This window comes from uncultured Tenacibaculum sp. (assembly GCF_947494125.1).
Taxonomy (GTDB): Bacteria; Bacteroidota; Bacteroidia; order Flavobacteriales; family Flavobacteriaceae; genus Polaribacter.
Genome location: NZ_CANLTU010000001.1, coordinates 425,875 through 450,374 on the forward strand (window position 1 = coordinate 425,875; position 24,500 = coordinate 450,374).

General features: G+C 30.0%; 22 protein-coding genes and 1 tRNA gene. 9 read left to right on the plus strand and 14 right to left on the minus strand.

The genetic code is table 11. The features are described from left to right. Positions 1-65 precede the first annotated feature (65 nt). From Q0881_RS01880 to Q0881_RS01900, 5 genes are all read right to left on the minus strand, one after another. A complete protein-coding gene (locus Q0881_RS01880) occupies positions 66-650 on the minus strand; it encodes a Crp/Fnr family transcriptional regulator (RefSeq protein WP_299156415.1) in 585 nt (194 codons plus the stop codon). Positions 651-728: 78 nt separating this feature from the next. Further along, entirely contained in the window at positions 729-2,537 is a 1,809-nt protein-coding gene (locus tag Q0881_RS01885) for a lysophospholipid acyltransferase family protein (RefSeq protein WP_299156417.1), read from the minus strand. Positions 2,538-2,598: 61 nt separating this feature from the next. Continuing rightward, positions 2,599-3,843 carry an aspartate kinase gene (locus Q0881_RS01890; RefSeq protein ID WP_299156419.1) on the minus strand — a complete coding sequence of 415 codons (1,245 nt, stop codon included), beginning with the start codon at positions 3,841-3,843 and terminating at the stop codon, positions 2,599-2,601. After that, on the minus strand, positions 3,830-4,315 hold the full coding sequence (locus Q0881_RS01895) for a GNAT family N-acetyltransferase (RefSeq protein ID WP_299156421.1): 486 nt from the start codon (positions 4,313-4,315) through the stop codon (positions 3,830-3,832). Before Q0881_RS01895 ends, Q0881_RS01890 begins: the two co-directional genes overlap by 14 nt. A 162-nt stretch (positions 4,316-4,477) precedes the next feature. After that, positions 4,478-6,076, minus strand: a complete 1,599-nt coding sequence (locus Q0881_RS01900; protein WP_299156423.1) for a hypothetical protein — start codon at positions 6,074-6,076, stop codon at positions 4,478-4,480. Positions 6,077-6,273: 197 nt separating this feature from the next. Here Q0881_RS01900 and fbp point away from each other — a divergent pair, with 197 nt between their 5' ends. The 3 genes from fbp (at position 6,274) to Q0881_RS01915 (ending at position 9,300) form a co-directional block, all read left to right on the plus strand. Further along, the gene (fbp, locus tag Q0881_RS01905) at positions 6,274-7,296 is read left to right on the plus strand and encodes a class 1 fructose-bisphosphatase (protein ID WP_299156424.1); all 1,023 of its coding nucleotides are present in this window, start codon (positions 6,274-6,276) and stop codon (positions 7,294-7,296) included. 7 nt (positions 7,297-7,303) lie between these two features. After that, entirely contained in the window at positions 7,304-8,575 is a 1,272-nt protein-coding gene (locus Q0881_RS01910) for an ectonucleotide pyrophosphatase/phosphodiesterase (RefSeq protein WP_299156426.1), read from the plus strand. A 116-nt stretch (positions 8,576-8,691) separates the two neighbouring features. After that, positions 8,692-9,300 carry a superoxide dismutase gene (locus Q0881_RS01915; protein WP_299156427.1) on the plus strand — a complete coding sequence of 203 codons (609 nt, stop codon included), beginning with the start codon at positions 8,692-8,694 and terminating at the stop codon, positions 9,298-9,300. Positions 9,301-9,376: 76 nt separating this feature from the next. Here Q0881_RS01915 and Q0881_RS01920 read toward each other — a convergent pair whose 3' ends face one another. The 4 genes from Q0881_RS01920 to Q0881_RS01935 form a co-directional block, all read right to left on the minus strand. Then, entirely contained in the window at positions 9,377-9,859 is a 483-nt protein-coding gene (locus tag Q0881_RS01920) for an acyl-CoA thioesterase (protein WP_299156429.1), read from the minus strand. A gap of 51 nt (positions 9,860-9,910) precedes the next feature. Further along, positions 9,911-10,504 (minus strand): TetR/AcrR family transcriptional regulator, encoded by a 594-nt coding sequence (locus tag Q0881_RS01925; RefSeq protein WP_299156432.1) that lies wholly within the window; start codon positions 10,502-10,504, stop codon positions 9,911-9,913. 97 nt (positions 10,505-10,601) lie between these two features. Continuing rightward, positions 10,602-11,750, minus strand: coding sequence for a cystathionine gamma-synthase (locus Q0881_RS01930; protein ID WP_299156434.1), 1,149 nt, complete (start codon positions 11,748-11,750; stop codon positions 10,602-10,604). Positions 11,751-11,763: 13 nt separating this feature from the next. Then, on the minus strand, positions 11,764-12,219 hold the full coding sequence (locus Q0881_RS01935; protein ID WP_299156436.1) for a DinB family protein: 456 nt from the start codon (positions 12,217-12,219) through the stop codon (positions 11,764-11,766). Between the two features lie 42 nt (positions 12,220-12,261). On the opposite strand from Q0881_RS01935, the gene Q0881_RS01940 reads away from it, so the two are divergent. Further along, on the plus strand, positions 12,262-12,609 hold the full coding sequence (locus tag Q0881_RS01940; RefSeq protein WP_299156438.1) for an ArsC/Spx/MgsR family protein: 348 nt from the start codon (positions 12,262-12,264) through the stop codon (positions 12,607-12,609). 113 nt (positions 12,610-12,722) lie between these two features. Next, the gene (locus Q0881_RS01945; RefSeq protein ID WP_299156440.1) at positions 12,723-12,923 is read left to right on the plus strand and encodes a hypothetical protein; all 201 of its coding nucleotides are present in this window, start codon (positions 12,723-12,725) and stop codon (positions 12,921-12,923) included. Positions 12,924-13,246: 323 nt separating this feature from the next. Here Q0881_RS01945 and Q0881_RS01950 read toward each other — a convergent pair whose 3' ends face one another. Continuing rightward, complete coding sequence (locus Q0881_RS01950) at positions 13,247-13,723, minus strand: DUF4252 domain-containing protein (protein ID WP_299156441.1); 477 nt, start codon at positions 13,721-13,723, stop codon at positions 13,247-13,249. Between the two features lie 90 nt (positions 13,724-13,813). Next, positions 13,814-13,885 (minus strand) — tRNA-Gln (locus tag Q0881_RS01955). A gap of 183 nt (positions 13,886-14,068) precedes the next feature. On the opposite strand from Q0881_RS01955, the gene Q0881_RS01960 reads away from it, so the two are divergent. After that, positions 14,069-17,182, plus strand: coding sequence for a DUF2723 domain-containing protein (locus Q0881_RS01960; protein WP_299156442.1), 3,114 nt, complete (start codon positions 14,069-14,071; stop codon positions 17,180-17,182). A gap of 5 nt (positions 17,183-17,187) precedes the next feature. After that, the gene (locus Q0881_RS01965; protein ID WP_299156444.1) at positions 17,188-17,841 is read left to right on the plus strand and encodes a polysaccharide deacetylase family protein; all 654 of its coding nucleotides are present in this window, start codon (positions 17,188-17,190) and stop codon (positions 17,839-17,841) included. Here Q0881_RS01965 and Q0881_RS01970 read toward each other — a convergent pair. After that, a complete protein-coding gene (locus tag Q0881_RS01970; protein ID WP_299119665.1) occupies positions 17,838-18,131 on the minus strand; it encodes a thioredoxin family protein in 294 nt (97 codons plus the stop codon). The genes Q0881_RS01965 and Q0881_RS01970 overlap by 4 nt on opposite strands. Before the next feature lie 85 nt (positions 18,132-18,216). Next, a complete protein-coding gene (locus Q0881_RS01975; protein WP_299156446.1) occupies positions 18,217-19,440 on the minus strand; it encodes a metallophosphoesterase in 1,224 nt (407 codons plus the stop codon). A 174-nt stretch (positions 19,441-19,614) separates the two neighbouring features. Between Q0881_RS01975 and polA the strand changes: the two genes are divergently transcribed. Further along, a complete protein-coding gene (polA, locus tag Q0881_RS01980; RefSeq protein WP_299156448.1) occupies positions 19,615-22,458 on the plus strand; it encodes a DNA polymerase I in 2,844 nt (947 codons plus the stop codon). A gap of 10 nt (positions 22,459-22,468) precedes the next feature. Beyond that, positions 22,469-22,849 (plus strand): hypothetical protein, encoded by a 381-nt coding sequence (locus Q0881_RS01985; RefSeq protein WP_299156449.1) that lies wholly within the window; start codon positions 22,469-22,471, stop codon positions 22,847-22,849. 5 nt (positions 22,850-22,854) lie between these two features. Here Q0881_RS01985 and Q0881_RS01990 read toward each other — a convergent pair whose 3' ends face one another. Continuing rightward, entirely contained in the window at positions 22,855-24,450 is a 1,596-nt protein-coding gene (locus Q0881_RS01990; protein ID WP_299156451.1) for an Ig-like domain-containing protein, read from the minus strand. Positions 24,451-24,500: the final 50 nt, after the last annotated feature.

Here is a 24,500-nt window from a genome sequence, read left to right on the forward strand (position 1 = left end):
CAATTAAATTATAAACTTGTTTCAAAAATAAGCAAACAAAATGTGCAAATATTAGCCATTTGGCGTTATTTTATATTTTTTCTAATTCTACTCATGTGTCTTGTAGAAATTCCTAAAAAAGAAGCTAAATAATGTAACGGTACTTCTTGTAATAATTTAGGTTCGTTTAATAATAGTTTTTGATAACGTTCTTCTGGAGTTAGTGTAAGTAGGTCTATTCGGTAATCGTCAATTAAAAAAATTTGATTTTCAATTAAGTTAAAGTAAAACTGATGAAAACCTTTATTGTTTTTTAAAAGAAACTTAAAATTAGTTGTAGAAATTACCCATAAATTACAATCACTTAAAGCTTTTATGTTTTTACGAGAGGGTGTTTGTTGTAAAAAACTCTTCAACGAAGCGGTGCATGAATTTTTTAAACCTAAATAGGTTGTTTTCTCTTCATTAGAAATTTGAATGGAGTGTTGTAAAATTCCACTTTCAATAAAACAAAAGTGTTTGCAAACATTACCTTCTTTAGCAAAGTATTCGTTTTTTGAAAGTGTTTTAAGAGAAAAATGTTTTAGAATTTCTGGTACAAAGGAATTTAACAACTCGTTGTTTATAACTGTTTGTATGTACTGTGTTAGGTTTTCTTTTAAAACATTCATTATTAGTTAAATTTGGTTTAAAAGTATAAAAAAAGGATGCTTATTAAAGCATCCTTTTTTTATATATGTGTAATTTTATTATTTATTTAAACTCTCTGTAGCACGTCTTTCCAATTCAGCTTGAAATTCTTCCATAACTGGTTTTACAGTACTATCAGGTATATCTGCCACTTTAATATACATTAACCCGTCAACAGCATTATTAAATTTAGGATCTACATTAAAGGCTACTAAACGCGCATTTTGTTTTACATATTTTTTAATTAAAACAGGAATACGTAGTGCTCCTGGTTCAATTTCATCAATAATTTTATCAAATTTTTGCATGTCAGCTTTGGTTGCATCAAAAACAAAATCTTTATCGGCATCTTTAAGGCTTACTTTAAACTCTTTTTTAGGATGTATGTATTGTGCTACATATGGGTCGTAATAATGAGATTTCATAAACTCAATCATTAACGATTTTGAAAATTCTGAAAATTGATTACTAATACTTACACCTCCCATTAAATATTTATATTCTGGGTAACGTAATGTTGTGTGAACAATTCCTTTCCAAAGTAAAAATAAAGGCATTGGCTTTTGTTGATAATGCTTTGCTATAAAAGCGCGACCCAACTCAATGGTACTCTGCATCATTGAGTATAGTTCTGGCTCTATTCTAAATAAAGTATGAATGTAAAAACCATTAATTCCGTGTTTCTTATAGATGTCTTTACCAAGACCCATCCTGTAAGCTCCAACTAATTCGTTTTGAACATTATCCCATAAAAATAAATGGTGGTAGTATTTATCAAACTTATCTAAGTCAATAGCTTTATTTGTTCCCTCTCCAACATCTCTAAAGGTTATCTCACGAAGCCTTCCTATTTCATGTAAAATATTAGGGATTTCTTTTGCGTTAGCAAAAAACACTTCATAATTTTTACTTTGTAATAATCTACTTCCTTTATCTCTTAAATCATCAACTTCTTTAATAAATAAATCAGGTGTTTTTTGAGAAGTTATTTTTTTAGCTTTTTTAGGAATCTTTAAATTTTGAGTTGATAAAATCTTTTGAGGTGTTTTCTCAAAAGGGTTTGCCAACATATATGTTTTCTTTCTTATAAATTCATAAAAAGAAGGAACATCTGTATATTGTTGTTGGTCTTTAACTGAAATAGGTTTCCCTATTCTTACTTTTATAACTCTGTTTTTTTGTGAAATTACTTCTGATGGAAGTTTAGCAGTACGTAAGGTTCCACTAATTTTAGATAAAATATAAAATAATTGGCTATTCTTTGCGTGAAAATAGATAGGAATAACTGGAACTTTTGCTTTTTTAATCAAACGTACAGCTCCTTCTTCCCAAGGTTTATCTACCATTAATTTACCATCACGATACGTAGAAACTTCTCCTGCTGGAAAAATACCTAAAGGTTTTCCTTCTCTTAAATGCATTAAAGCACTTTTAATACCTGAAACACTCGATTTTGCATCCTTATGAGTTTCAAAAGGATTTACAGGCATTACATATGGTTTTAATGGTTCTATTCTGTGTAGTAAAAAGTTAGCAATGATTTTATAATCTGCTCTTTTTTCAATCAATAGTTTTAATAATAAAACCCCATCTATTCCTCCTAATGGATGGTTTGATATTGTAATAAATGGACCATCTTTTGGAATTCTTTTTAAATCTTCTTCTGGTATTTCAAATTCAATTTTACAATCTTCTAAAACACCGTTTAAAAAATCTAAATCAGATTTATTTTTATTGTTGTTGTAAATTCTGTTAATAGCAGAAATACGTAAAGTTTTAATCAATAACCAGCCAATAAAAGTCCCAGCAACACCGAACTTATCTACTCCAATAACTTTAGCAATCTCTTTTGATGTAACTATTCCCATACATTAATATCCAGTTAAACGTAACCGCAAATATAACGGAATTTTACGAGCTTTTCATCTTTTATTGTATGACCAGTTGCGCTGTTTCGGTATTAATTTGACGAATAATTGATTTTCCTTTTTTCTGAATGCTTTTTAGGGCGTCATTATTAAAATGACGAATTGTATAAAGCGTTACATCTCTATATGACTTTATATTAAAATTTGTTTTTAGATCGTTGTAAAAGGTATCAAAATTATTATACTTATCTTCTATACATACCGAAAAACTTATAGCTGAGTTTTGAATTAAATTTACTTTTAATTTATACTCATGTAATTTTTTAAATACATCACTAATATTATTTTCAACCATAAAAGAAAAGTCTTTAGCGGAAATTGAAGCTAAAATTTGATTTTTCTTTACAATAAAACATGGTACTTCGGGAGTTATTTTCTTTCCTCTTCCTACACAAGTTCCGTTGTTAGAAATATCTTTAAAAGAACGTACATAAAGTGGAATGTTTTTTTGTTCTAAAGGTTGAATTGTTTTTGGGTGTATTACTGAAGCTCCATAAAAAGCCATTTCTATAGCTTCAGTATATGATATTTCATTTAACAGTTCAGTTTCTGTAAATACTCTTGGATCTGCGTTTAAAACACCATCAACGTCTTTCCAGATAGTTACGTTTTTTGCATTTAAACAATAGGCAAAAATACCCGCAGTATAATCAGAACCTTCTCTACCTAATGTTGTTGTTTGATCACCATTACTTGCTAAAAAACCTTGAGTAATATTTAACTGAGAAATATTTATGTTTTTATTTATTTTTTCTTCGGTAAGACCCCAATTAACCTTTGCATCTCTATAATTTGTATCAGTTTTTATATAGTCTCTCACATCTAACCACTGGTTGTTAACTCCAGTTTCTGTAAGATAAGTACTTACAATGTTTGTTGATAAGAGCTCTCCAAATCCAACAATTTGATCATATACATAATTGTAATCGGTTGAGGTGTTTTTAACCATAAAACCACTTAACTCACCAAATAATAAATTTACTTTGTTATAAATTTCATGATCTTTTTCAAATAAATCATTTATAATTTCTTGGTGGTAGTTTATTACAAAATCTATAGAGTCTTGTAAGCCATCTTTTTTATAAAAATAATTATTAATTATCTGTTCAAAAGCATTGGTCATTTTTCCCATTGCTGAAATAATAACTAAAAGATTTTCAGTTCCTTCATGTTGTAATACACGTGCTACATTTTTTACGCCTTCTGCATCTTTTACAGAAGCACCACCAAACTTAAATATTCTCATTACAAAATTCTTTTAAGTTATCTTCACTCATGTGACATACTCTCCATTCATCATAAACAGATGCGCCAGTACTTTTATAAAAATTAATAGCACCAATGTTCCAGTCTAAAACTTCCCAAGCAACTCTTTTAAAGTTATTTTCATGAGCATATTTCATAATAGAAGCATATAAAGCTTTTCCTGCACCAATTCCTCTTTTAGATTCTGTTACCATTAAATCTTCTAAATGAATTGCTTTTCCTTTCCAAGTAGAATAACGTTCGTAAAACAAAGCCATTCCTATGATTTCCCCATCAGATTCTTCAGCAACGAAAGTTTTAAACTTAGGGTTGTCTGAAAAACCATCTTGTAGTATATCATTAACAGTAACTTTTACTGCATCTGGCTCTTTTTCAAAAACAGCTAATTCGATAATTAAATTTAATATAGCTTGAGCATCTTTACCTTCTCCGGACCTAATTATAAAACTCATTGTAAAATTTTTGTGTAAAGATACTTCTTAAAAAATTCCTTTAAAACAAATAGAAATTTATAACACATCATTTTAAATTGTTGAATTTTTAATATGAGATTCTGTATATTATTATAAAAACAAAAAACGCAATCTTATCGATTGCGTTTTTGTTTGAGTATTTTATTTAATACTTTTTGAAGTATCACAATCTGTTAGATCATTACAAAACTTCAACAAACTCTCCTCGGTATTTTTATATGCCTTAGCTTTTGCTTTTTTTGCTACTTCTGGACAGCTTTTTGCAAGTTTCATTAGGTTTTTCTTAAAACCAAAAACGAAACTCATTCCAGAAGTTGATTTTCCTTTATCACTTCCAGGAGTAACAAAGACAAGTTCTTTATTATTAAATTTATATAAATTAATTTTATCAGATTCGAAAAGTACTTTACATAATTTATCTGTTGCACCTCCTAAAGCTTGACCTACGTTTACAGCTCCAGATTTTATAGAAGACTCTTTGAATTTTATATTCTTATAATGAAGACCATCAATAAATAAAAGTTCTTTACAACCTTTTGCCTTTTTTACCCTTGTTCCTATTGGAGTACCATTGTTATCATACTGTACAGTTTTTATGTCATATCCAATTTTTGCTATATTAGTTGTATTGATATCTACTAATACAGTATCGTTCTTCTTAGTAATTAAATAAGCTTTGTTTAATTCTAAGTTAGAACTAGGTTTAGGTTGTTGTGGCGTTTCTTTTACTTCTTCTTTTACATTACTAATATCTTCGGTAAGAACTTTCATGTGTCGAGACTTCATTTTGTTTGCTTCTAAAGTCTTAGTCAGAGATTCTGCATATCTAATAAATCTTTTTCCGTCTGATTTATCATAGCCATTCTCAATTAATTTTTGAGCATTCTCTTTAACCTTTTCAGGCATATCTAAATAATAATAAATATTAGCAAGGTTAAAATAACTAGCATATTTAACCTTTCTCATTTTACGTTTTTTCCCTGGATATCTAGGGATAACATCATTAAAGTATTGTATAACAGGCTCTAATTCTTTACGGATTTCATCCATTGGCTCATCATATTTCATTTTAGCGAAAATAACTTTCATATTATTATAGGCTTCATGATGTTTTTGATGCTCAGGATGACGTTTTGAAGCAAGAATCCATAAAAACTCACTTTGAGTACTGTACGGTACATAACCATATCTTGAGTTTAAATAAGATTTAATGTTAGACTTAATAGCAGATTTATGCTTTGACCTATGATTACTTTTAATATCATATTTATTTACAGCATAATGTCTTTCAGCCTTATAATAGCTATTAAACGCATTACTTGTATAGTTAGACTCATTATTAAAAGTTTTTTCATAGCTCTGACCACTTAATGCGTTAATAACATTAATGTTAGCGCTTGATATAAATTTAGCTTTTGCTTTATAAGTATATGATACAGATATTACTTTACCTTCTTTGTTTTTCTTTTCATGCTTAATCTTTTCAATTTTTGCATCACTAACCGAAGTGCCATTAAAATTATAATTAATGTCTAAAGTACCAGGAGCATTTACTTTTGAATATCCCTGAATAGCAATCCCATTAAGGTTAATAGAAAATGTTCTTTTATCATTTTCTATGATAGGATCTGAAGGAAGTTTAACATAAGATACACTAAATCTTTCTCTGTCTAGATTTGTGCTTTGTGCTAATAAAGTAGCGGGTAATAAAAGTATTACTAAAAGTAGTAATCGTTTCATAGTTTGAGTTTTTATGATTTTTTTAACAGTTAGCGAATATAAAAAAATATTCTTTTTTACTACAAAAGCAGTTGGAGTTTTTGAAAGAGAGATTATAGAATGTTAGGGAAGCTATGAGGTTATAAAAATAAATATTCGAAAACGTTGTAGTTGCTATAAAAAGTTGGCATCTTTGTACAACAACACAAAAATTTGACATGAACAAAACACATATGACTCTTGGGGAGTATATTATTGATAATCAAAATCATTTTAAATATTCTTCCGGAGAACTTTCTCGTTTAATTAACTCAATAAGATTAGCAGCTAAAGTAGTAAACCACGAAATTAGAAAAGCTGGTTTAGTTGATATTACCGGAGCTTCCGGAGATATAAATGTACAAGGAGAAACTCAACAAAAATTAGATGTTTTAGCTAACGATTTATTTAAACAAACACTTATTAATAGGGAAATTGTTTGTGGAATAGGAAGTGAAGAAGAAGACGATTTTATTGTTGTTGAAGGAAAAAATAAAGCAAACGATAATAAATATGTGTTATTAATGGATCCTTTAGATGGATCTTCTAATATAGATGTTAACGTATCTGTAGGTACTATTTTCTCTATTTATAGAAGAGTTTCACCTGAAGGAACAAGAGTAACCAAAGAAGATTTTTTACAAAAAGGATCAGAGCAAGTAGCTGCTGGTTATGTTGCTTATGGAACATCTACGATATTAGTTTTTACAACAGGTAATGGAGTAAATGGATTTACTTTGAACCCAGCAATAGGAACATTTTATTTATCACATCCAAATATTCAAATTCCTAAAAAGGGTTCAATTTATTCTATAAATGAAGGAAACTACGTGCATTTTCCACAAGGAGTAAAAGAATATTTAAAATTCTGTCAAGAAGAAAAGGAAAATAGACCATATACTTCTAGATATATTGGTTCTTTGGTTTCTGATTTCCATAGAAACATGATTAAGGGAGGAATATACATGTACCCAACAAGTACAATTGGACCAAAAGGAAAATTACGATTGTTATACGAATGTAACCCTATGGCTTTTATAGCAGAACAAGCTGGGGGTAAGGCTACTGATGGTTATAGAAGAATCTTAGATTTGGAGCCAACTGAACTACACCAAAGAGTTCCTTTTTTCTGTGGAAGTACCGATATGGTAGAAAAAGCAGAAGAATTTATGGCAAAACATCCAGAAGACGCAAATTATTAAGATAGCAATGCGAAAGTTAAAACCATTTTTATTTTTTCTTGTTTTTATAGTTGTAATTTTTACATCGTGTAGTACACTTAAAAAAACAACTGTTTTTCAAAATTCTAAAGAAGCAACAGAAAAACCTTACGTTATCTTAATTTCTTTGGATGGTTTTCGTTGGGATTACGTTAAGCGTTTTTCACCACCTAATCTTTCTAAGTTTATAGAAAATGGTACAAAAGCAACTTCATTAATACCTTCTTTTCCTACCAAAACATTTCCAAATCACTATACTATAGCAACAGGAATGTATCCAGAAAATCATGGCCTTTTAGGAAATAGTTTTTACAGTCATGAAAATAATAGCTTCTATAGCATTAGAGATCGTAAAAAAGTAGAAGACGGAAAATACTACGGAGGTACACCAATTTGGGTTTTAGCTAATAATAGTAATATGGTAACTGCAAGTTACTTTTTTGTTGGAAGTGAGGCAGATGTAAAAGGAGTAAGGCCAAGTTATTATTTTCCTTACAATGGGAAAACTCCAAATATTGATAGAGTTAATCAAGTAGTTGATTGGTTAAAGATGCCTTCTGATAAAAGGCCGCATCTTATAACTATGTATTTTTCTGATATGGATGATATAGGTCATAGATATGGACCGAATAATGATGAAGCCATAAAAGAAGGTTTATATTCTTTAGATAATACATTAGGGGAGTTGTTTAAAAAAACAAAAGAATTGAATCTTCCTGTAAATATTGTTATTGTTTCAGACCATGGAATGTTAGAGGTTAAAACTGATAAGTTTATTTCGATAGACGCTATAAAAAATGATGAATTATATTCGGTAGTTAGCAATGGAACTATTGTAAACATACATCCTAAGAACCCGAAAAAATTAGAAGAAGTATATACGTATTTAACTTCAAGAAAAGGACCTTATAAAGTATACAAAACAGCGGAGACCCCTTATTTTGAATACGTACCAAAAAATAAAAATTGGGGGCCTTTTCAAGTAATTCCAAATGATGGATATTATTTTACATATCGTAAGAAAAGTAAAATGTCTAAAGAAGTATTTGTTACAGGTCAACATGGATTTAGTCCAGAAAAAAAAGAAATGCACGGTATTTTTTATGCTAATGGTCCAGTTTTTAAAAAAGGGTACACAACAGCATCAGTAAAGAATATTCATATTTACCCTTTACTTTGTAAAATATTAGAGTTAACACCACCTAAAGATATAGACGGTAACATAGAAAAACTTAAAAATATTTTGAAAAAACAAAATTGATATATTTTATAGTTAAATAAATTTTCAATAAGGCAAACGGTTGTTTGCCTTATTTTTTTGAGTTAAATTTACAATCGGAAAGAATGAAAATATAAACTATTAAAAAACAAATAATTATGGCTTTTGAATTACCAGAATTAGGATATGCTTACGATGCATTAGAACCACATATAGATGCAAGAACTATGGAAATTCACCATGGGAAGCACCACAACGGATATACAACTAAATTAAATGGAGCAGTAGCTGGAACAGATTTAGAAGGAAAATCAATTGAAGATATCTTAACAAATTTAGATATGAGCAACGGAGCTGTACGTAATAATGGAGGAGGTTTCTTTAACCATTCATTATTCTGGACAGTAATGAACCCAGAAGATAGAGGATACTTATCAGGAGAATTAAAAGATGCTATCGAAGCAGAATTTGGTTCAAAAGAAGCATTTATCGATGCTTTTTCTAAAGCAGCAGCAACACAATTTGGTTCAGGATGGGCTTGGTTATGTGTTCATAAAGGAGGAAAAGTAGAAGTTTGTTCTACACCAAACCAAGATAACCCATTAATGCCAGGTGTAACTTGTGGAGGAACTCCAATCTTAGGATTAGATGTTTGGGAGCACGCTTACTACTTAAACTACCAAAACCGTCGTCCAGATTATATTGATGCTTTCTTTAAAGTAATTAACTGGAACGAGGTAGAAAGAAGATATGCAGAAGCTAAATAGTAACTATGTTACTTTAGGTATTCAAAATAATATCTTATAAAACATAAAAACCCGCTATTAGCGGGTTTTTTTATGTTTATACTTTTTGAAAACGCAAGCTTTTAATCCTTTGTTCAAAAGAAGTTTCTTCTACTGGTAAAACCACACTTTCAAATAAATTTAATAAATCTCCAGAGTGCTTTTCAGAAGCTAATTGTATTAAATTAAAATAAGCAAAAGAGCTCCATAAAACGGCTTTTAATTCAGTTTTAGCCTCATTCCACATACGAATTTCAACTAACAATTTTCTATCTCCATAATGAATTAATTGAGAATCTATAGTAACAGTTTCCATTAAGGTAGCAGGTTTTAAATAAGAAATTTGATGAGAAGCTACTACCCAGCTTTTCCCTTTACTTTTCCCATGTGCATAAATGTCTAAATTGTAATTGTTAATTAATTGATCTTCTCTGGCATTTATTAGATAGTTAAAATACGAAGCATTGTTTAAATGGTTAAAAGGATCGCAATCTTGAAACCTTATTTTTGTTTTGCTTTCTAAAATTTTTGGTAATTCCATAGTAAATGAGTTTAAATATACCAATTGGTATATTTTTAGTTAAAAAAATAGTTATAGTTGTAAATCTTGTTGTATAACCTGTTTCATGGTTAGTGATAAATCTGTAAGAAAACTAGGATCTTTCATTATATATGACATGTATACAGCACCTTCAATCATATAAAAAAAACGTTTCGCATAAGTAGTATTATCTACAGTAGGTTTAATTTCATTAGCTTGCTTTCCTGCTTCAATTAATAAAGAAAATTGCTCTAAAATTCGAGTATTGTAAGAGCGAACTAAATTAGCTATAGCTGTATTCTGATTGTTAGAATCTACACCAATATTTAAAATGGGACAGCCACCAAATTGTTTGCTATAATTGTAATAGTTTTCATAAAATGAAGCAATATTATATAGCTTTTTAATGGGGGTAGTTTCTTTATTAAGATGTGTGTTTAAATCTTTTAAAACCTTTCTTACTGAAAAACGAAAGGCATCAAGAGCCAATTCTTCTTTGTTTTCAAAATGACCATAAATAGCACCTTTAGTTAAACCAGTAGCTTGAGTTATTTTTGATAAACTCATTGCCGAATATCCATTCTTGTTGAATATTGGAGCAACCGTTTCAATAATAAAAGCTTTTGTTTTCTCTGATTTAGACACTATAATAGTATGAATTAAAGTGTAAAGATATAAAAAATATACCAATCGGTATTTTTTATACTAAAAAACAACTCCTTTAAAGGAGGAGTTGTCAATTTTATATATCTAAAGCTTGTGCTAAATCGGCTAGTAAATCATCAATATCTTCAATCCCTACGCTTAATCGAATTAAAGAATTCGTAATTCCTAATTTTAAACGTTCAGCTTCTGGTATCGATGCATGAGTCATTGTTATTGGATGACTCACCAAACTTTCAACACCACCTAAAGATTCTGCAAGTGTAAAAATTTTAGTGTTTTCTAAAAAAGAAAGTGCAGCTTCTTTCGTTTCTTCTTTTAAACGGAAAGAAACCATTCCACCAAAATCATCCATCTGCTTTTTTGCAATTTCATGGTTTGGATGACTTTTTAAACCTGGGAAATAAACATCACTTACTTTTGGGTGTGCATTCAAAAATTCAGCAACCGCTTTTCCATTTTCACAATGACGCTGCATACGTAAGTGTAAGGTTTTAATACCTCTTAGGGCTAAGAAGGAATCCATTGGCCCAGCAATAGCACCTGCTGCAAACTGAATAAAATGCAATTCTTTGGCAAGCTCAGCGTTTTTTACCATTAAAGCTCCCATAACAAGATCTGAATGACCTCCTAAGTATTTTGTTGCCGAATGCATTACAATATCTACTCCTAAATCTAAAGGACGTTGTAAATAAGGTGTTGCAAAAGTATTATCAACACCAATTAAAATATTGTTGTTTTTTGCTTTTACAGCTTTGGTAATTGCAGCAATATCTGCAATTTTCATTAACGGATTGGTTGGTGTCTCAATCCATATTAACTTGGTGTTGTTAGAAATAGCACTGGTTACATTAGCTATTTTATCCATGTTTACAAACTGAAAATTTAATCCGTAGTTTTTAAATAGTCTTATAAACATACGGTAAGTACCGCCATAAATATCGTCGCCAGCAATAACTTCGTCACCAGGTTTTAAAGTTCTTAAAATACAGTCAATAGCAGCTAAACCCGATGCAAATGCAAAACCATGTGTTCCGTTTTCTAAAGTTGCAAACGAATTTTCTAGTGCTGTACGCGTAGGATTTGCACCTCTAGAATATTCATAACCTTTATGTATTCCGGGACTAGATTGTGCATAGGTTGAGGTTTGAAAAATCGGTGTCATTACAGCACCTGTAGACTCCTCATGCTTTTGACCTCCATGTATGGCTTTGGTATTAAATTTCATGCGTTGCTTTGTTTTATACCAACTTAGTTAAAGCCATGATAGTACCTAAATGAATACCTTCATGAAAATTATTAAAGGCAATAGCATTTTCAATAGAGTCTAAAACAAACCCAGTACTTGTTTCATAGTTGTTGTAGCTTGTAAAAATTCCAGCATCAAAATCTTCTTGTAAAGTATCAGGTAAACCAATTAATAGCTCTTTTATTTCTTCAAATTCTTCTTCAGTAAATATTTCAGTAGGAGCAGTTCCTTTTCTGTACTTTTCGATCAATTCGTCAGAAGCTAAACAGTTTAATCCAGAAAGTTTATAATGTAATAACTGCTGAGTTACCACCAAATGGGCAACATTCCAAGCAATGTTATTTTTAAAACCTTCAGGAATTTTATGCAATTGTTCACTTGATAAACCTTCTATCTTTTTTAAAACTAATTCTCTTGATTTTTTTAAAACTTCAAATTGTTTGTTCATTTTTCTACTTATTTTAGCTAGTTCAAAGATAATTATTTAGCCATGAAGAAAGTTTATTTTTTACAAACTTGTGATACCTGCCGTAGAATATTAAAAGAAGTAAATCTAGAAGGTTTTGAAAAGCAAGAAATAAAGACAAATGCTATAACTGTGGATCAGTTAGAAGAAATGCGAAAATTGACAGATAGTTATGAGAGTTTATTTAATAAACGAGCGAAACTATACAAGGAAAGAGATTTAAAAAACCAAGATATAACGGAAGCAGATTACCGTCAATTTATATTGGAAGAGTATACGTTTTTAAAACGTCCAGTTTTTATAGTAGATAATGAGATTTTTATAGGAAATAGTAAAAAAGTAGTGGAAGCTTTAAAAGGAAGAGTGAATTAAGATTTTTTTATTGTTATTCTTTAATGTTTGCTTATTAAAGAATAATTAAACATTATAATATTAAAAACTGCCTTAGTAATGAGGTGGTTTTTTATTTTTAGAAAAAAAATAAAATGAATAGAATTGTAAGATACTTGTTATATTTAATAGTGTTTTGCTTAATAACATTAATTATAAATGATCTTTTTAAAAAAGTAAAAGGGCAAAATATCGAAACTATAGATTATTATTTAAGTACTGCATATGGATTTATAATGTGGTTATATTATTTATTTTCTGGGAGGTTAAAAAAAACTGAAAAGAAGAAAGGCTAAAATAAATGCCTTTTAAATATAAACTTTTGAGACTCTTCTCAGCGGAATAATAAAGAATGCTTCGAGTGAATAATATTTTGTACCTAATGAAAGAAACACTTTACTTCTAATGAAAATAGTATTTTGTTTCTAATGAAAGTGTTGCTATGTGCCTAATGGAAACAACAGCATACTGAGTGGTATAGAGTCGCTATACCGCCGGTATTGTATTGCTATATCACTCAGTATGCTGTTTAAATAATTACCGTTATGGTACTTAAATAAGTATAGTTATTCAAAGTAATTGCCGTACTGTAAAGAAATAAAAGTACTAGCGCTTACTTTTATTTAGAAGCTATTTTGTTTTGAGAAGAAGCTAATAAGCTAGCTAATTCGTCTTTTGTTATTTTTGTTTTAATACCTAATAGTACTAATTTATCGCTGTCACCACTAGCTCTCACAATAATTTCTCTTACGAATCCCTTTTTTTCTAAAAATAAAACTTCAGCTTTACCGCCTTTATCTTTAGCTCTAACTAAAGTTTTTAAGCTGTTTTTTCTAGAAAAACGTCTAAAGTCTTTAGAAACAGAATTGTTGTCATTGTTAAAAACCATAACCTTAAAATCACTCGATTGTTCTAAGAGGTTTTTTAACTCTTTATTGTCGCTATCGTCTAAAAAAGATCCTGCAAAAGAACTAGATAGGTTAACTGAAAAAGCAGATTTATCTTTATGACTTTTATAAAATTGTTTGAATTTTGCTTCCTGAGCAGATAAGCTTACTAAAAAGAAGCAAAAAAGTGCAGTTATAATTCGTTTCATAATGGTTTGTTTTAGTTATATTATGAAGACGAGTAGCGGTAAAATTTGTTACAAAAAAAAGTCTTAACAAATTCTGTTAAGACTTTTTAGTTGGCCTACAAGGACTCGAACCTTGAATGTCGGTACCAAAAACCGGTGTGTTACCAATTACACCATAGGCCAGTTGCGTGATTGCGGGTGCAAATTTAGGACTTTTTATAATATAACCAAAACTTTTTTTAATTTTTTTCTTTTAACAGAAAATTAGTTGAATTGAAACCATACAAGTATAATCAAATTTTTATTTTTGCTAGTAACAAAAACACGCTAGTTATTAGTACATTCGCGATAACTTTATAAAAAACTATGAACGATTTTAACTACAAAAAGTGGAACACAATTTTAGGCTGGGTTACATTTGCAGTGGCATTAATTACGTATACATTAACCTTAGAGCCAACAGTGAGTTCTTGGGATTGTGGTGAATATATTTCTACAGCAGTAAAATTAGAGGTTGGGCATCCACCTGGAGCTCCTTTATTTCAAATGCTAGGAGCATTCTTTGCAATGTTTAGTAACGATCCTAGCCAGTGGGCAATGATGGTAAACTTTATGTCTGGGCTAGCTAGTGCGTTTACAATCCTATTTATGTTTTGGACTATTACGGATTTGGCGAAGAAAATGGCAACTAAAAATGGTAAGTTTAATAAAAGTGAAGCCATTGCTGTTTTAGGAAGTGGAGTAGTAGGAGCTTTGGCGTATACGTTTTCAGATAGTTTTTGGTTTAGTGCAGTAGAAGGAGAAGTATATGCGATGTCATCATTTTTAATGGCATTGTTATTTTGGTTAGGCTTACGATGGGAAAGTGAACTAAATACCCCTAAAGGAAATAAATGGTTGGTGCTAATAAGTTTTGTAGTAGGGCTTTCGTTTGGAGTACATATATTATCGTTATTAGTAATACCATCTATCGTATTATTATATTTCTTTAAAACCTATAAAGACATAAATTTAAAAACAACAGCAATAGCAACTTTAATATCAATATTAGTTTTAGCATTTGTTTTTAAGTTCTTATTTCCGTTTACACTTAAGTTTTTTAGTGTATCAGAGCTTTTCTTTATCAATCAAATAGGAATGCCTTATAATTCAGGAACTATTATAGCAGGATTGGTTTTAATAGCACTATTTTATTTTGGTTTAAGTTATACTCGTAAGAAAAACTTAGTAATGGCAAATACTTTAGTGTTGTCGGTATTATTTATAATGATAGGTTTTTCATCATGGTTAATGTTACCAATACGAGCAAATGCAGATACGGTAATTAACGAGAATAATCCATCAAGTGCAAGAGAGCTGTTGGCATATTATAATCGTGAGCAATATGGAGATGCCAATGTTTTTTATGATAAATATTATTCCGTTTCTTTTGACAGAGAGCAAGACGCTGCTAACCCATATAAAGACGATAAGCCAAAGTATGAGAAGAAGAATGGTAAATATGTAATTGTAAATAAATACAAAAATGTATTACCTAATTATTCAGATAAACATAAAGGGTTTATACCAAGAATGGTTAATCCTGCATCAGAGCAACATTATAAAAGAATAGCAGGAATACCTGCACGTAGTAAAAGACGACCAACATTTGTAGAGAATGTGAAATTTATGATCGATTATCAATTCGGTTATATGTATGGACGTTACTTTATGTGGAATTTTGTTGGACGTCAAAACGATATACAAGGGCATTTAGATATAGAAAATGGAAATTGGTTAAGTGGTATTGATTTTATTGATGAGATTCGATTGGGTTCACAACAAAATCTACCAGACGATGTTAAGAATAATAAAGGACGCAATACGTATTACTTTTTACCACTAATCTTAGGGTTAATAGGTTTGCTTTATCAAGCAAAGAAAGATAAAAAGAATTTATACACACTAGCATTGTTTTTTGCCTTTACAGGGTTTGCAATTATATTTTATACCAACCCAAAGCCATTTGAGCCAAGAGAAAGAGATTATGCAGTAGTAGGGTCATTTTATGTATTTGCAATTTGGATAGGATTTGGAGTATTGGCACTATATGAGTACTTAAAAAGCTATGCAAATAAAAGAACTGTAGCTATAGCAGTATCAGTAGTCTCATTACTAGCTGTGCCTGTATTAATGGGAGCACAAAATTGGGACGATCATAATAGAGGAGATCGATATGTAGCACAATTAAATGCGCAAACCTATTTAGAAAGTTGCGATCCGAATGCAATTATATTTACCATTGGAGATAATGATACTTTTCCACTTTGGTATATGCAGCAAGTAGAAGGTATTCGACCAGACATTAAGATTGTAAACACGAGTCTTTTTCAAACAGATTGGTATATAGACCAAATGAAAAAGAAAACCTATGATGCAGATCCAATACCATCACAATTAACACACGATCAGTATAAATATGGAACTTTAGATGTGGCGTATTATTATGAGTTGCCTCAATTAAGAGATTCAATTTTATCAATAAAAGATTTTATGCGTTGGATTGCAAGTGATAATGATGCAACTTATTTAGAAACAGGAGAAGATTCTAAAGAAAAGTTCTATCCAACAAACAAAATTCGAATTCCTGTAAATAAAGAAAATGTATTAAAAACAGGATTGGTAGCACAAAAAGATGCTGATAAGATTTTACCTTATATTGATATTACTGTTGATAATCAAGGGTTGACTAAGAATAGGATTTTAATGTTAGATATCTTAAATAATTTCGATTGGAAGCGCCCAATTTATTTTACGGGTGGTGCTAATGCAGATGAAGAATATATTTGGTTAAAAGATTATTTACAATTGGACGGGATGGCATATAAGTTTGTGCCAATAAAAACACCAAACAAAGGGAAGTCGATGTTTGATATGGGACGTATAGACCCAGAAAAAATGTATGCCAATGTTAAGAAATGGGATTGGAAAACCATAAATAACGGTAAAATATATTTAGACGAGCAGAGTAAGCGTAATGCAATATCAATTCGTAATAATTTAATGCGATTATCTGAAGAGTTTATGAAGAAAGGAGATTCAGTAAACGCAAAAGACGTGTTGGATTTATCGTTGTATAAAATGCCAATTAAAGATTTTGATCATTATAGCATTTCTTTAGGATATCCAGAATTGTATTACCGTATGGGTGATATAGATAAAGCTAGGGAAACAGCAGAAACGTTAATAGATATCTTTCAGCAAAAGTTAAAGTATTATAATACGTTTAATTATGAAGACACTGATTTAATTAGAGAGAATGTAGAAACAAACCTATATATGTATCAAAACATAATGCAGCAAATAATGCGTTACGATGATGATAAAGAATATGGAAAGAAATCTCTAAAAGATTATTTAACTCATGAAAGTTTGTTTAGTTCATCTTCACCGGAAGAAAATGAGCAGTTTATGCAAGAATTAGATTCTATTAAGCCTTAAACTTAATGAGGTTGTATTTTATAAAAACGCCACATATACTTAAGAAGTTGTTTCCTAAGTATACGTGGTGTTTTCCTTCAGTAGAAAAAGAAATTTATTTAACTTTTGATGATGGGCCAATCCCTGTAGTTACAGAGTTTGTGTTAGATGAGTTGCAGAAATATAAAGCAAAAGCTACTTTTTTTTGTATAGGGGATAATATTAAAAAGCACTCTTCAATATTTTCACGAATAGTAAAAGAAGGGCACTCGATAGGAAATCATACGTTTAATCATTTAAATGGTTGGAAAACGACAAATAAAAATTATAGAGAAAACATAGAGTTGTGTGAAAAGATTATTTTAAAAGAAGCCGTAAAATTAGAAGAGTTTAAGGAAGTAAAGTTGTTTAGGCCTCCTTATGGAAAGATAAAAGGAAAGCAAGGAAAAGAACTACTTAAAAAAGGGTACAAGGTTATTATGTGGGATGTACTTTCTGCGGATTTCGATGCTACTGTAACTAAAGAAAAGTGTTTAAGTAATGTGGTCGACAATGCAGAAAAAGGAAGTGTTATCATTTTTCATGATAGTATAAAAGCAAGTAGGAGTTTATATTATGTTCTTCCAAAAATTTTAGAAGAATATACAAAGAAGGGGTATAAATTTAAAGCAATACTTTAAACGTATTGTTGTACTAAACCAATTAAAGTATTAGCATCTTGTTCGCCTGTTTGGCGCCATTTCATTTCTCCATCTTTATAAATCATAAAGGTTGGATTTCCTTTAACGCGTAAAGCATCTGCAAGAATTTCGTTCTTTTTAATATCGATTTTGATAACTTTTGCTTTATCTCCTAATGCAGCAGCAACATCACGAAGTGTATCTAAGCTAGGTTCTACCTCGCTCCAATCAGTATAAAAATCAATTAAAACTGGTTTGTCAATACTTATAATTTCGCCAAACTTTGTCATCCTATATGGTTTTATATAAAAAATTTATCAAAATTATCGATTTTTTTTCAAATAGATATTAACATTTGTTTAAAATCGCTTAAAATCAGCCTTTTTTTAACTCAATTACAGTAATTTCTGGCCAAATACCCACTCTTCCAGGAAAAGCATGGTATCCAAAACCTCTATTTACATTAATATACCGTCCAAATTCTTCATATAATCCAGCCCATTGTTTATAAACATACTTTGCAGGACTCCATTTTATAATACCAGGGATTTCAATACCAAATTGTAAACCATGTGTATGACCACTTAAGGTTAATTGATAATTAAAGTCATCTTTTTTAATCTTGTATTCCCAATGGCTAGGATCGTGGCTCATTAATACTTTAAAATCGTCTTTATTAATGCCTTCAGAAGCTTTTTTTAAATCGCCAGCTTGATTAAACCCTTTTCCCCAGTTCTCTACACCAATTAAGGCTATTTTTTCACCATTTTTTTCTATGTACTTGTTTTCATTCAGTAATAAATCAAAACCAATTTTAGGATGAATTTTTTTAATGGCTTCAAAATTGGCTGCTTTATCTTCTTCGTTTTTCCATTTAGAATAATCACCATAATCATGATTTCCAAGAATAGAATACTTTCCTATAGGAGCCTTTAATTGTTTAAACATTTCAATCCAATCGTCCATTTCATGAGCAAAATTGTTTACAATATCACCCGTAAATAAGATTACATCCGATTTTTGTTCATTTATTAAATCTACACCATACTGAATTTCTTCTTTATCGGTAAAACTTCCAGAATGAATGTCGGTAATTTGGGTAATGGTAAAACCATCAAAAGCAGCGGGTAAATCTTTAAATTTTAATTGATACTTAAGTACTTTGTAATTGTACTTACCTCTAAATATTCCGTATAATAAACTAGCAAAAGGGATGGCAGCAATACCTAAAGCTAATTTTGCAATAAAAGTTCTTCTTCCAGCTAAAGCTTTGGTTTCATTTGAGGAGAAAAAAGAAATCCCTTTTTGAATCCATCTTACTACGTCTTCACCAACCATAAATAGTAATATAAATAGTTTAGGTAATAAGACTAATAAAAGCATACCAAAAGCCCATTGAAATTGTTTCGTTTGCCCAGAGCTTCTGTCTGAAGAAAAAATCACGTAGAAAAAATTAGCATAGGCTAAAACTCCAATAAATAACCACCCGTATCGGATAAATTTGTTTTTGGTGACTGTTTTAACTGCTTGGAAAGCATAGGCTTCAAACAAAATGATAAGTAACGAAATAATAATAATTGTTATCAGCCAACGAGACATATTTAGTTTTTTTAAAGTCGGACAAAGATAAGGCGATTCTTAAAAATCAATTTTTAACATCTTGTTAAAGTTTCGTAGCTTTACATGCGGAGTTCGTAGTAACAATTTTTATAGATTATTTTTCTTAAATAGATCTATTTCAGTAATTTATTTCAATAGGCTTTAAACAACAAAATGGCAGAACAAAAACGATTATTTTTATTAGATGCATTCGCATTAATTTTTAGAGGATATTATGCTTTTATAAAGAATCCAAGAATAAATTCTAAAGGAATGGATGTTTCTGCAATTTTAGGATTTACAAATTCCCTATTAGATGTTATCAAGCGTGAAAAACCAGATTATTTAGCTGTTTGTTTTGATAGAGGCGGGAGCGTTGCAAGAAAAGAAGCTTTCCCAGAATACAAATCTAACAGACAAGAAACACCAGAGGCTATAAAAATAGCGGTACCTTATATAGAAGAAATATTAAAGGCAATGAATATTCCTGTGGTAGTAAAACCAGGTTTTGAAGCTGATGATATTATAGGAACTTTGGCTAAAAAAGCAGAAAAAGAAGGCTATACTACATTTATGGTAACGCCCGATAAGGATTTTGCTCAATTGGTTTCTGAAAATATTTTTATGTACCGACCGCGTTTTGGTGGAGGTTATGAAACTTGGGGGGTTCCTGAAGTTCAAGAAAAATTTGGAGTAGAAAGACCAGAACAAGTAATTGATTTTCTAGGAATGATGGGAGATTCTGTAGATAATATTCCAGGACTTCCAGGAGTTGGTGAAAAAACAGCAAAAAAATTCCTTGCAGCTTATGGTAGTATGGAAGGTTTGTTAGCTAGCACAGCAGAACTAAAAGGAAAGATGAAAGAAAAGGTAGAGGCTAATGGAGAATTAGGTCTTTTGTCGAAAGAGTTAGCCACGATCATGTTAGATGTGCCTGTTGAATTTGATCAAGATCATTTTAAAATGTGTCAACCTAATATTGAAACAACTAAAGAAATTTTTAATGAATTAGAATTTCGTCGTTTAACAGATAATTTTTTAAAAACATTTGGAGTTTCTCCAGTGGCAGAAGAAAAACAACCAGAAGCTACGAAAGCTAAAAAAGTAGTTTCTTCTGAAAAAAAATCAATAGGACAATTCGATTTGTTTGCAGATCCAGCACCAGGAGCAGGAAAGGTTATAGAAGAGGATGTTATAAATGGGTTTAAAACCATTGAAAATACAAACCATTTTTATCAATTAATAAATACACCACTCTCTAGAAAATTGTTGTTACATAAATTAATGCAACAACAATCAGTATGTTTTGATACAGAAACAACAGGGTTAAAAGCATTAGAAGTAGAGTTAATTGGGATCGCTTTTTCATGGGAAGCAAATAAAGGATATTATATATCATTTCCAGAAAATCAAGAAGAGACACAGGTTCTTCTTGAAGAGTTTAGACCATTTTTTGAAAATGAAAGTATAGAGAAAATAGGTCATAATTTAAAGTATGACGTTAAAGTATTGTCAAACTATGATATGCCTGTAAAAGGAAAATTGTTTGATACGATGATTGCTCATTATTTGATAAATCCAGATATGCGTCATAATATGGATGTTCTTTCAGAAACATACCTGAATTATCAACCGGTTTCAATTACAGAGTTAATTGGGAAAAAAGGAAAGAATCAACTTTCTATGCGTCAGGTAGAACTTTCAAAACAAAGCGAATATGCAGTTGAAGATGCAGATGTGACATTCCAGTTAAAAGAACATTTTTCTAAAGAATTAGAAAGCGGAAATGTAACCAAGTTATTTAACGATGTAGAAACTCCATTAGTCTCAGTTTTAACAGCGATGGAAATAGAAGGAATCAATTTAAATACAGCGTTTTTAAATTCTTTATCAGTTGATTTAACGAAAGATATTGAACAGTTAGAACAAAATATATACAAGCAAGCAGGAGAAGAATTCAATATAGGGTCACCTAAACAACTAGGTATTGTTTTGTTTGAAAACATGAAGTTGGTTGATAAGCCTAAGAAGACAAAAACAGGGCAATATTCAACAGCAGAAGATGTACTTTCATATTTAGCAAAAGATCATGAGATAATTGCTGATATATTAGAATATCGCCAGTATAAAAAATTACAAAGTACTTATGTAGATGCTTTACCAAATGAGGTAAACCCTAAAACAGGACGCGTACATACTGTATATGCTCAAGCAGTAGCAGCAACTGGAAGGTTGAGTTCTAACAATCCGAATTTGCAAAATATTCCAATTAGAACAAAACGAGGACAAGAAGTACGTAAAGCTTTTATTCCAAGAGATGAAAACCATGTATTATTAGCTGCCGATTATTCTCAGATTGAATTAAGGATTATAGCTGCTTTAAGTGAGGAAGAAACCATGATTAAAGCATTTCAGGATGGAGAAGATATCCATGCTTCAACAGCTGCAAAGGTATTTAATGTAGCTTTAGATGAGGTAACTCGAGAGCAACGTAGTAATGCAAAAACAGTAAACTTTGGTATTATATATGGAGTTTCTGCATTTGGATTGAGTAATCAAACTGATTTATCCCGTAAAGAGGCAAAAGCTTTGATTGATACTTATTATGAAACCTATCCTAAGTTAAAAAATTATATGTCTAAACAGGTAGATTTTGCTCGTGATAATGGATATGTAGAAACGGTTTTAGGTCGTCGTAGATATTTAAAAGATATTAATTCTCGTAATGCTATAGTGCGCGGAGCTGCGGAAAGAAATGCAGTAAACGCGCCAATACAAGGTAGTGCAGCAGATGTTATAAAGTTAGCTATGATTAATATTTATAATAGATTTGAAAAAGAAAATTTCAAGTCGAAAATGTTATTGCAAGTACATGATGAATTAGTGTTCGATGCACATAAAGATGAGTTAGATACAATTCAGCCAATTATAAAAGAAGAGATGGAAAATGCTTTTAAAATGGCTGTTCCATTAGATGTTGAGGTTGGTTTAGGTGAAAATTGGTTAGAAGCACATTAAAAGCTAGAAAATGGAACTAGATTATCTAGAAAATGTAAATGGTCTTGATGAAAATGTTGTTAGATTATACAATTTTAACAAAGAAGAGGCTGTTAAATTAAGTGAATTAATTGAAGATGTTATTATAAATAAAAAGCAACGATTAGATTTGTCTCAGGTTGATTTTATTAAACCTAGGAATTGCAATTTAATTTTGGGCTTATTTAAATCAGATGAAGGAATACTTACTGAAGATCATAAAACCTTTTATTGTGTTCTTACGCTAAAAGGTTTTATAAATATGCTTAATCTTATGGAGCCTTTTTGTAAAAAGGAAACAAGGAGTTTTCAATATTTATATGATATTGATAACCCCACAGATTTATTGTTTTCTCCTACGGCTAGTTGGTAAGCTAGTTACTTGATAACAAAAGTTTCATTTTGAATCCAGTTAGCTCTTAGTTTAAAAGAAGTTTCAAAATAAATAACTTGTTCAGGCTGTTTTCTTAGTAAAAAGTTACCGGTGTCCCACTTGTGGTTATTATTTTCATCAATAATAGCTCTAACAGTATATTCTTTAGGTTCTAATAAATTAAATTCTATTTTTTCCGAAGTAGAAATATATTTCGTTTTTATAACAACATCTCTATTCAAAAGTTGGATAATTACGGGATATTTTGTTTCTTTTTTAATGTCTAAAATAATACTCCCATATTCTTCGGTAGTAAGCGTATTAAATTTATAATCTAAAGAATCGTTTGTTGTTTCATAAAGATCAATAACTCCTTTTGGTAATACTTTAAAATTGTACCCCATTTTTGGTTTTTTTGAAAATAAAACAGCTAGTTTGTTAATTCCTTGTTTTTTTAATTCAAAAGCCACATCAATTGTGTCTTTATCTACTAAAGAGAATTTTGTTTTATCAATAGTTTCAATAGGGTTGTTACTGTTTAAAAACATGGTGTCATTTAAATGTAATACTCTACTTACATTTGAAGAAACTGCTAAAGAGTCTATTTTCTTTTTACGTAAACGTACAGTAATAGTATCTTTAAAATTAGTATTACTAATTATAAAATTTAAAGAATCTTGCTTTATCGGTGTATACCAATAATAAAGAGTGTCTTTGTCTTTTTCGTACTCAGAAAAGGATTTGAAATTTGATGGTACAGTTGATAATAAATCAACTTTCATATTTTCTTTCTCACCTTCAAATCCAAATAAAATTTTTCCTTTAGTTATTTCTTTACCTCTTTTAAATTTATAAGGTTGTAGTTCTTTAAAAATACGAATAGGATTTATAACTGCGGTGTCTTTAGGTAAATAAATAGTATCTGTAAAAAAACCAATTTTGTCAGTTTTGCTGTTAAAGAGATAGTTGTTTGAGGCTTGTTTTAAGGCTAACAAAAGATACTTTCCTTCACGTAAATTTGTAAATTCAAAATTCGTGGAATCTAAAGTGTTAGTTACATAGTTGGGTTTTTGTTTATATATAATAGAATCGTTGTAAGTACTATCTAGTTTATATAATAATACACCTATTTGTTTAAGCTTTTCTTTTGTGAAAGAAGGGGAAATATTACCTTTTAAAGTTAATGAATCAATATAATTTCCGGTAGAAAAAACGTATTTAAAACTTTCTAACTTATTATTTTCATTATTATCTTGAATAGCATTACCAAAATTAAAAGTATAGGTAGTGTTAGATTTTAAAGTATCTAATATTTTTATGTTAATATATTTACTAGGTGTTCCTTGTGGTGTAATTAAAGGAGGGTTTTTTAAAGGAGGAGAAACAACCAGTTGTTTAGATAAATCTTTTAAAACAACATATTCATCAAACTCTATTCTAATATTTTTTTTGTCAAAATGAATGGTTTCATAAGGAGGGTTGGCGGTAACCATAATAGGAGCGTCTTCATCTTTTGGACCTCCTTCTGGTCTACCTTTTCTAGCACAACTAGCCATTATAAAAGCAAATAAAATAACTAAAAGAGTGTGTTTATTTTTCACAAATTAATATTTAAAATATAATACCAAAAGTAGTAAAATAAGACGAATGA